Annotated in this window: 8 protein-coding genes and 1 pseudogene; all 9 read right to left on the reverse strand. The window is 62.7% G+C overall.

Annotated elements, in window-relative coordinates:
- Positions 1-103: 103 nt before the first annotated feature.
- The gene (locus EN914_RS12055) at positions 104-1585 is read right to left on the reverse strand and encodes a hypothetical protein (RefSeq protein ID WP_024501907.1); all 1482 of its coding nucleotides are present in this window, start codon (positions 1583-1585) and stop codon (positions 104-106) included.
- A 147-nt stretch (positions 1586-1732) separates the two neighbouring features.
- Positions 1733-3130, reverse strand: a complete 1398-nt coding sequence (locus EN914_RS12060) for an NAD(P)(+) transhydrogenase (Re/Si-specific) subunit beta (protein WP_013528201.1) — start codon at positions 3128-3130, stop codon at positions 1733-1735.
- Positions 3131-3136: 6 nt separating this feature from the next.
- Positions 3137-3562, reverse strand: coding sequence for an NAD(P) transhydrogenase subunit alpha (locus EN914_RS12065; protein ID WP_032809881.1), 426 nt, complete (start codon positions 3560-3562; stop codon positions 3137-3139).
- Positions 3562-4842 carry a Re/Si-specific NAD(P)(+) transhydrogenase subunit alpha gene (locus EN914_RS12070; protein WP_013528203.1) on the reverse strand — a complete coding sequence of 427 codons (1281 nt, stop codon included), beginning with the start codon at positions 4840-4842 and terminating at the stop codon, positions 3562-3564. Before EN914_RS12070 ends, EN914_RS12065 begins: the two co-directional genes overlap by 1 nt.
- Before the next feature lie 85 nt (positions 4843-4927).
- Positions 4928-5152 (reverse strand): aa3-type cytochrome c oxidase subunit IV, encoded by a 225-nt coding sequence (locus EN914_RS12075; RefSeq protein WP_013528204.1) that lies wholly within the window; start codon positions 5150-5152, stop codon positions 4928-4930.
- Between the two features lie 197 nt (positions 5153-5349).
- Positions 5350-5483 (reverse strand): annotated as a pseudogene (locus EN914_RS12080) (DUF3096 domain-containing protein); the annotation flags it as partial.
- 119 nt (positions 5484-5602) lie between these two features.
- On the reverse strand, positions 5603-6382 hold the full coding sequence (locus EN914_RS12085; RefSeq protein WP_013528206.1) for an N-acyl amino acid synthase FeeM domain-containing protein: 780 nt from the start codon (positions 6380-6382) through the stop codon (positions 5603-5605).
- Between the two features lie 335 nt (positions 6383-6717).
- Entirely contained in the window at positions 6718-9030 is a 2313-nt protein-coding gene (locus tag EN914_RS12090) for a bifunctional diguanylate cyclase/phosphodiesterase (RefSeq protein ID WP_024501909.1), read from the reverse strand.
- A gap of 144 nt (positions 9031-9174) precedes the next feature.
- Positions 9175-9842: DUF6537 domain-containing protein (locus EN914_RS12095; protein ID WP_348631905.1), on the reverse strand; the 668-nt coding region annotated here is incomplete at its 5' end.

Genomic DNA, 9842 nt, shown 5'->3' on the forward strand with positions numbered 1-9842 from the left:
GTTGAACTGCACTTGCAACAAAGCCACTCTGGCCCGCCCGGAGCGGCTTTGCTTTGAAGTTGTCGAGCGGCGCTGCCTTGGCCCCGTTCGCTGAAATCCGTTCTTATTTTCGGGGAGGAATCGCCGGCACTTCGGCTTGGCTCGGCTCCAGTTTGCGACCGAGGTCGACAGCGTCGCGCAGCACGGCGAGATGCGAGCGCGGCTGATCGCCGGCGGCAACCTCGATACCGGTCGCCGCCAACGACCAGTACAGCGTGTGGGTGAAGACACGGCCGAGGGAACCGCGCAGCTCGACCTGGATGTTTTCTATGCCCGGGCCGAAATTCTCCGCCATCGGCCCGGAGATCGGGTCGCCCGTCAGCCAACCGTTGCCGCGGTCGAAGATATTGGTCCAGCGCGTCGCAGCAAACACCGCGCCATGATGCACCGCCCGCTGCGGCTTGCCGGAAGAACGGTTGCGCCCTTCCTGATAAAGCACGGTGCCACCGGCCGCCGCTCCCTCGGCAATCGGCGGACATGCCGAGAACAGGCGTTCGGCGATGCCGCGCCTGAATTCGGCGAGATTGTGCGTCACCAGAAATTCGCTGTGGGTCAGCGGGCTACCAAGCGTGACGAAATCGCTGATCTTCCAAGGCCGATGGTTGTCGTCCCTGGTGCGCAGTTGGCGATAGAGCTCCCACTGATCGCGCCGGAACCCGGCAAGGTCGTCAAGGCTGCCGGGCCATGCCGAGCCGTCGGCAACAAGCGTCGCCTTGTCGATGGCGTGGATAGCTTTCAGTTTCGCCTTGTCGCGGATGGCCTCGAGTTTTCGGGGCCTGAAATCGGACCACAAGATCTGCAACAGGTCATAGGCGATCATCGAGCCGAGGCTGTGCGAGACCAGCACGATGCGATCGTAGGTATCGTCCATCATCAGACGCTTCAGCAGCTTCAGGCCGCGGTCGCGGATCAGCGCCCGCTTCTCTACCGTGGCCGCTTCAGCGCGCACATAGGCCGCGACATCGCCGAAATAGGGAAGGCCAAAACGGTCCACCGACCAGATGACGAACGAGGCCAGGATGGTGACGAGGACGCCGACGGTCCACGAAATCTGCTGCTGCCAAACCGACGTCGCAAGCGCGAGCGTCGCGACCAGGACGATGATGACGGCAACCAGGGTGACCAGATAGAGCTTTCGGGCGTCCGGCGGTATGTCGGCGGGCTTGCGCCACAGCAGATTTGTCACCCAGGCGGCAAGCCGGCCTCGCGTCGTGCCCTGCGTGATGTCGGCCCAGTAAAGCTCGTAGAAGTCGGTGCGGCGGCCATCGACATCGTAGGGCGTGGTGATGCGGCGAAGTTCGTACGAATTGGTCCGGCTGTCGGGAGTGATCCAGCTCTGGTTGATCTTCGCGCCGGCGGGGTCGGCCGGATCGGCGACATGGGCATAAAACGGCGCGCGGTTGGGGTCATGGCTCCAGACAGCCTGGACAAAGCCTCGCAGCGTATCCATCGGCCGCTGTTCGCCCATGCCATGCACGATCACCACCGCCTGGCCAGGCTTGCGCGGCGCTTTCCCGGCGGGCGGCGATGCGAACGGGTCAGGCACCAACGTCTCCGTCGACGACAATCCCGCCGTCGAGGCGGGAATTCGTCATCGTAGCGCCGAAATCGCCGTCAAGCCAAGAAAGCCAGCCAAGAAAAAGCCCGGCGCGAAGCCGGGCTCTTCTTGGCGTGTCCCGGCGCTTATCCCGGATCAGTGATCCATGGCTTTGACGATCTCTTCGGTCATCTTCTTGGCGTCGCCGAGCAGCATCATGGTGCCGTCCTTGTAGAACAGCGTGTTGTCGATACCGGCATAGCCGGAACCGAGCGAGCGCTTGACGAACAGGCAGGTGCGCGCCTTGTCGACATCGAGGATCGGCATGCCGTAGATAGGTGAGGACTTGTCGTCGCGCGCGGACGGGTTGGTGACGTCGTTGGCGCCGATGACATAGGCAACGTCGGCTTGCGCGAACTCCGAGTTGATGTCCTCAAGCTCGAACACCTCGTCGTAGGGCACATTGGCTTCGGCGAGCAGCACGTTCATGTGGCCGGGCATGCGGCCGGCGACCGGGTGGATGGCGTACTTCACGTCGACGCCATTGGCCTTGAGCTTGTCGGCCATTTCGCGCAGCGCATGCTGCGCCTGGGCAACCGCCATGCCGTAGCCCGGCACGATGATGACTTTCTGGGCGTTCATCATGAGGTAGGCGGCATCGTCGGCAGAACCCTGCTTGACCGTGCGTTCGATGCCGTCATCGGCGGCCGCTGCCGTCTCCCCACCGAAGCCGCCGAGAATGACCGAGATGAAGCTTCGGTTCATGCCCTTGCACATGATGTAGGACAGGATCGCGCCGGATGAGCCGACCAGCGCGCCGGTGATGATTAGCGCCAGATTGCCGAGCGTGAAGCCCAGGGCCGCCGCCGCCCAGCCGGAATAGGAATTCAGCATCGAGACGACGACCGGCATGTCGGCGCCGCCGATCGGGATGATCAGCAGGATACCGAGCACCAGCGAGGCGGCAACGATCAGCCAGAAGACCAGCTTGGACTCGGTGGTGACCAGCAACACGATCAGCACGACGAGCGCGATGGCAAGTGCGGCGTTGATGAAGTGGCGTGCGCCGATCATGATCGGCTTGCCGGACATGCGGCCATCGAGCTTGAGGAAAGCGATGACCGAGCCGGTGAAGGTGATGGCGCCGATGGCGACGCCAAGGCTCATCTCGATCAGGGCCTGGGCATGAATGTCGCCATCCGTGCCGATGCCGAAGCTTTCCGGGGCATAGATCGCGGCAGCCGCCACCATGACGGCGGCGAGGCCGACCAGCGAGTGGAAGGCAGCGACCAGCTGCGGCATCGAGGTCATGGCGATGCGGCGCGCGGTAACGGCGCCGACGCCGCCGCCAATGGCAAGGCCGAGCACGATCAGGCCGAAGCGACCGGCGGACGGGGTCGCCAGAGCCAGTGTGGTGGCGATGGCAATACCCATGCCGATCATGCCGTAGAGATTGCCCTGCCGGCTGGTGGTCGGATGCGACAGGCCGCGCAGCGCCATGATGAACAGGACACCGGAGACGAGGTAGAGGAAGGACGCGAAGTTGGCGTTCATGGCGCTCTACTTGTCCTTCTTCTTGTACATGGCCAGCATGCGCTGAGTGACGAGGAAGCCGCCGAAGATGTTGACCGAAACCAGCATCAGCGCGACGAAGCCGAAGCCCGCGGCAATGCCGGAGGCGGCGATGCCGACGGCAAGCAGCGCGCCGACGACGATGACCGAGGAGATGGCATTGGTGACGGCCATCAGCGGCGTATGCAGTGCGGGGGTCACCGACCAGACGACGTAGTAGCCGACGAAGATCGCCAGGACGAAGATGGCGAAGCGGAAGACGAAGGGATCGATGGCGCCGCCGGAGAGCGCATGCGCGGCATCACCGGCTGCGTCAGTGCCGCCGGGCGCGGTCGCCAGATTGTGCACCGCCAGCCGGACGGCGGCGGAGGCCTGGTCGAGCTGGTCGAGGGCTTTCTGCAGGGTCTGGTCCATCACGCGATCCCTTTCGGCTTCGACGAGGGCGACTTGGGTGCGGCCGCCTTCTTGGGCGCGGCTTTCTTGGGCGAAGCATCGGCGACCATGGTCTTGGCCGGGATCGCGGCCGGCTCGACATATTGGCCCTTTGCCGGCTGCTGGTCGGCTTTCACGAAAGCCGGATGAACCACCTTGCCGCCATCGGTCAGCATCGTTGCCTTGACCAGATCGTCGTCGCGATTGATGGCAAGCGTCTTGGTCGTCTTGTCGACCAGCGTCTCGAGAAAGGCGAACAGGTTCCTGGCATAAAGCAGCGAGGCCGACGCCGCGATGCGGCCAGGCACATTGAGATGGCCGACAATCTTGACGTTGTTGGCGGTGGTGACCACCTTGCCGGCTTCGGCGCCCTCGACATTGCCGCCGCGCTCGACCGCGAGGTCGACGATCACCGAGCCCGGCTTCATCGAAGCGACCATCGCCGCCGAGACCAGCTTGGGCGCCGGCCGGCCGGGAATGAGCGCCGTGGTGATGACGATATCCTGCTTGGCGATGTGCTCTGATGTGAGTGCCGCCTGCTTGGCCTGATATTCCTTCGACATTTCCTTGGCGTAGCCGCCGGCCGTTTCGGCCGCCTTGAATTCCTCGTCCTCGACCGCGAGGAACTTGGCGCCGAGCGAGGCGACCTGTTCCTTGGCGGCGGGGCGAACGTCGGTGGCGGTGACAACCGCACCAAGCCGGCGCGCGGTGGCGATCGCCTGCAGGCCAGCGACGCCAACGCCCATGATGAAGACCTTCGCCGCCGGCACCGTGCCGGCCGCCGTCATCATCATCGGCAAGGCGCGGTCATATTCCGAAGCCCCGTCGATCACCGCCTGATAGCCGGCCAAATTGGCCTGCGAGGACAAGACGTCCATCGACTGCGCGCGGGTGATCCGGGGCATGAATTCCATCGAGAAAGCGGTGACGCCGGCCTTGGCAAGAGCTGCCACGGCGGCATCGTTGCCGTAGGGGTCCATGATGGCGATCACAGCCGCGCCGGGCTTGTAGCTCTTCAGCTCGGCATCACCAGGCCGGCGCACCTTCAGCACCACATCGGCCTTGGCGACATCGGAAGCCTTGCCGATAGCAGCGCCGGCGCTCGCATAGTCGGCATCGATGATGCGCGATTTCAGACCGGCACCGGCCTCGACGACGACGTCGAAGCCCAACGCCGCCAGCCGTTTCACCGTATCGGGCGAAGCCGCGACGCGCGGCTCGTTGGCATCGAGCTCACGAGGGATGAAAACCGTCTGTCCCACCGCATGATCCTTTCGGCCGGAAGCTATTTCCCGCAAGACGCCGGCCGGCCTCGCGGCGGCGCCGTGGACAAGATGTCGGAAAAATCTATCGGAGGATAAAGGCGCCGACAGCCAGAATCAGCACGAACAGAATGGTCGCCGAGAAGAAGCCGCCCGCGAAGAAGCCGAAGGCCATCGCCAGGAGCAGGGCGCCACAAAACAGCGAGCCGTACTTGGCCAGCGCGAGGAAGCCCGCATAGGTGCGGTCATGCTCGGCATAGTCCATCTTCGCGCCCAGTTCGACAGGACCAGTCGGCGAGTGATCAGCCATAGGAATACCCCTTCGAAGACATCTTTCAGGCACATAGCGAAAAGCCGCGCCGAGAGCAATGGCGCTATTGCCGCACAACAACCGACAACTGCCTCAAAGAAAGATTGAAGCCAGCAGTCGACGCCGCGACGGAGTCCGATCGCTGGATTCTGATGCTTGATGCGGAACTCCGAAGGGCGGACGCTTGCGTGGCCTAAGCCGGCTAGATGCGGAAATAGCCCGAGCAACCCGACGACGATCAGATAGAGCGCGACGATGTAGTTCAACAGCCTTGGCATGCGCCGGCGATCAGCGAGATGAGCGGGGTTAGCGCAAGTGTGGAAATGGTCATGGCGGGTTCCCTCAAAAACCTCAGATCGACCCGGAGCGCTGCTCGTGGCCTCACCCAGAACGCCGAAGTCGCCAAAAGGCTCCTGTCGGCCCTGCAAAATCGTGTGGATCCCTGCCGTATCAGGCGGCTTCGTGATAGTATTTTGCCGTCGGCAGGATGGTCAGCGGCGCGAGTTCCCCGACATGCGGCGTATCGAACAGCATGCGCTGCTCCATTGGCGTCGAGCGGAAGAACGGGAACCGTGAGAAGGACCGCTCGCGGATTGCGTTGACGTCGGCGCGGTAGAGCACGACCTTGTTGAAAACGCCCGGATAGGCGCGCGACTCGCTGATCTTCTCCGAGTAGTAGATACGCTTGTAGAAGCCGGCGTGATCCTCGCGAATGGTCGACAGGCAGTAGGGCGCGTTGAAATGGAAGCACGCCATGCCGGCCAGCCGCAGCGTCAGGTAGGGAATCTGCGGGTAGACGCGCGACCATTCGGGATCGGACGCAAACCGGCTGGGACAGATGAAGCTCAGCCCGTCACGAAGCATCGGCATGACGATGTCGCCAAAGGCCTTGGTGGAAGGCGACATCGGCGTGGCCAAGGTGACGTGATGGATACGCAGCGTGCTGACGAGTTCCTGGTCGATATAGACCCCGAAGCGGTACACATTCGGTGCCTCGTCGAGCTCATCGTGAATGGTATGGTTTTCGTTGTCGGGCACCATATCGTTCGAGCGATATGACTTGTAGCGCAGGCGGTAGATGTCCTCGAGATCTTCGCCCTTGTCGCAGCGGCGGTACTCTGTCCGCTCAAGCATCGCCGAAACGTTGCGGGCGAAGCTGGACATGGTGTCGGCGGCGTCCTTGCCGTCCTCGCCCGTCACCGGACGAAGCGAACTCAACTGCACAATCATCAACTCAATCCCCGTACATTGCCGCCGCGATCCGACACTACGACAGGGTCTTGGGATGTAAAAGATGAAAACAGGAAGCAGCCCGTTTACCAGTCGTTAAGGTTAACGATTGCTAAAATAAAACTAAAATTGGTGGTTTTCTTCGTTTTCTGCGTCGCGACGGGGAAAGAGCGTGTCTCGAACATGACGGGAAGCGGCTGAAATTCTGGCATGGCCCGCGATGTGCAAAGAAACCTCGAATGCGGTGAATGCCTAAAGCCTGGGCGCCTGTTCAATCCTGATGGAAACAGGGATGGGCTCTCAGTGCCTGGGCACCATGCGCCAGGCGCCGCAAATCAGCGGCGTACCGCCTTTTTGGCGGTCCTGATATCCTTGGCGAAGGGCCATACCGTGTTCGACATCGTCTCGATGCCGGAAGCGCTGAGCGCCGAACCGAACAGGAACCCCTGGACAAGATCAGGCTTGACCTGCAGCGCCAGGATCTTGAGCTGCTCGAAGGTCTCGACCCCTTCGACGGTCACCGAAAGCCCCAGCGGCCGCGACAGGTTGACGATACCCTTGAGCAGCTCGAGCGAACGGGGATTCTGGGTGACGTCCATCAGGAAAGAGCGGTCGATCTTGATCTTGTCGAGCGGCAGCTTGTGCAGGTAGCTCAGGCTCGAATAGCCGGTGCCGAAATCGTCGAGCGCGATGCGCACGCCAAGCTGCTTCAGCTCCTCAATATACTGGCGCGTCAGCGACTTGTCGTCGAGCAGCGCCGTTTCGGTGACCTCGATCTCGAGCCTACTGGCGGCGAGGCCGGAGCCGGCCAACGCATCGCGAACCTTCTGGATGACATCGCGGCTGCGGAAATCCTTGGCCGAGAGATTGACCGAAACGCTGGTCTGGTCCGGCCATTTGGCGCATTCGGCGCAGGCTGCCTGCAGCACGAAGGTGCTGATCTCGGAAATGATGCCCATTTCCTCGGCAAGCGGAATGAAGATGCTGGGCGAGATTGGCCCGAGATCTGGATGATCCCACCGGCACAGCGCCTCGCAACTGGCGATACGCATGGTGCTCATCGCCACGATCGGCTGATAGACCACCCGCAGGCTCTTGCCCTCTACCGCGGTGCGCAGATCCGCCTTCATCAGCTGACGGTTGCGGAAGGCGGCATCCATCGAAGCTTCGAACAATCGCCAGCTGTTCTTGCCGAGTTCCTTGGCCTTGTAGAGCGCCAGGTCCGCCTTCACGATCATGGCGTCGACATCGGTATCCTTGACCCGTGACAGCACCGCGCCGCCGCTGGCCTGGATGCGCAGCCCGTGACCGGCGACGTCGACTTCCCCTTGCAGGCCGGCGAAAATCTCGTCGAGCTGGCTGGTCAGATGGCTCTCATCCTCGACGCGGTCGAAGAAGATCATGAACTCGTCGCCACCGAAACGGCTGACCGTGATATCTTGCTTGGCAATGGCGGCAAGCCGCTCGGCAACGGCATAGATCAAGCCGTCGCCGATCGGATGGCCAAGCGTGTCGTTGACGCTCTTGAAATCGTCGAGATCGAGCACCGCAAGGCCGCAGAGACGGTCGCGATCGCCGGACGCCATGGCCTCGCCCACCAATTCATGGAAATAGGCCCGGTTGGGCAGGCCGGTGAGATTGTCGTAGCGTGCCATGAAGCGGATCTTGTCTTCCGCCTCGACACGGGCGGTGACGTCCTCGAAGGTGATGACGCCCAGTTCCTGGCTGCCCTCGCGAGCCGAGAACTCGTAATGCTGGCCGTTGGCGAGGGAAACCAGCACCTTGCGGTCGCGACCCTCACGCAGGGCACGCGTCAGCTGCGCCTCGATGTAGCGGCAATCCTTGGGCGCCAGCATGCCGCCGGCGACACCGCGCATCAACAGACCGTGGATCGACCGTCCGAGCAGCGCGTCGGGCGACTTGAGCGACATCAGATGCGCGGCCTCGGCATTGGCCACCGCGACGCGGCCGTCCGGACCGAGCATGACAAGGCCGTGCGACATGGTGTTGAGCGCCCGGTTGAAGCGCTGGGCAATGCGGTTGGCCTTCTTCTCTTCCGAGACGGCCGCAAAAAGCACATCGCGTACGGTGTTGGCGAATTTCCGGATGGCGAACAGGAACGGCGCCGACAGGAGCCCGAGGAGGACATGGTAGATGTCGCCGCGCAGCAGGAAGCCAAGCGAGATTGGCCAGGTCAAGGCAATGGTCAGGATGGTGACCATGCGCGGCGAGCCGTAGTTGCGGCCGGCGATGGAGGTCGCCGTCGCCAGCGTCAGGCAAACGGAGGCGATTTCGGCGAAACCATCGCGCGCGAAATAGATGCCGAGCAGGCAGAAAGCGCCAAGCGTCAAGCCATGCAGGGAGCCATAGAGAATGTAGTCATTCTCACGCTTGTGCGCCTCTTCCCAGGTCGTCGGCGACGGCATGCTGTTGTATTTTCGAAAGTTTCTCATGCGGAACACACCGACGAGAACCATCGAGATCGCGACCAGCAAATACCGCGGATCGCCGCTCTTCCACCAGACCAGGCCGATCAGGAAAGTCTGCGCGAGAATGCCGATCGAAAGCGTCAGCCCGTCGCGAAACAGGGTTTCCACGAACGGAATATAGACGTCGACCGGGATCTCGTTCTTTTTTCGCAGATTCAACGCCTGAATCCCAACCCTGGGGAGCCAAGCAGTGCCACATCCGCCTTAAGAAAGATTTAGAGAGACCCTCGCGCTCCTGCCGTCAAGCCGGGTGACGCAGCGGAAAGCAAGGAAACTGTCGTTCAGGTAAACAAGGCGTATCGATCATTCGGCGGCCTGAAGTTCGGGCCGCGCCGGCGTACTCGACAGGCGTTCGAGCAGCCTTTGGCGCTCGCCGGCGGCCTTTTGCGCGCTGGCTTGACGGACGTGGCCATAGCCGCGGATGAGGGCAGGCACCGAGGCCAGCGCAACCGCCGCATCGACCCTGGCTGGGGCCAACGATCCGGCGATGAGCTCCAGATCCGCCTCGTACCGCGCCAGCAGCTGCCGCTCCATGCGCCGTTCGGCGGTGTAGCCGAACAGGTCGAAGGCAGTGCCGCGCAAGCCCTTCATCGCCGCCAGCACGCGAAAACCCTTCATCATCCACGGGCCGAAGCTCGATTTCCGCGGGCTTCCGTCATTGCCGCGACGGCCCATGATCGGCGGAGCGAGGTGGAATTCGAGCCTTTCGTAGCTCTGGAACTGCTTGCCCAGTTCGGCGGCGAAAGAGCCGTCCGTGTAAAGACGCGCCACCTCGTATTCGTCCTTGATCGCCATCAGCTTGAACAGGTTCCTGGCGGCAGCCTGCGACACCGCGGTCGAACCAGGCACGGCCTTCGCTTCGGCGGCGCGCAACGCGGCCAGTTTTCCGGCATAACGCCTGCCATAGGCGGCGTTCTGATAGGCGGTCAGGAAGGCGACGCGGCGGGCAATGATGTCGTCCAGCGTCTCGG

Source organism: Mesorhizobium sp. M7A.F.Ca.CA.001.08.2.1 (assembly GCF_003998455.1).
Lineage (GTDB): Bacteria > Pseudomonadota > Alphaproteobacteria > Rhizobiales > Rhizobiaceae > Mesorhizobium > Mesorhizobium ciceri.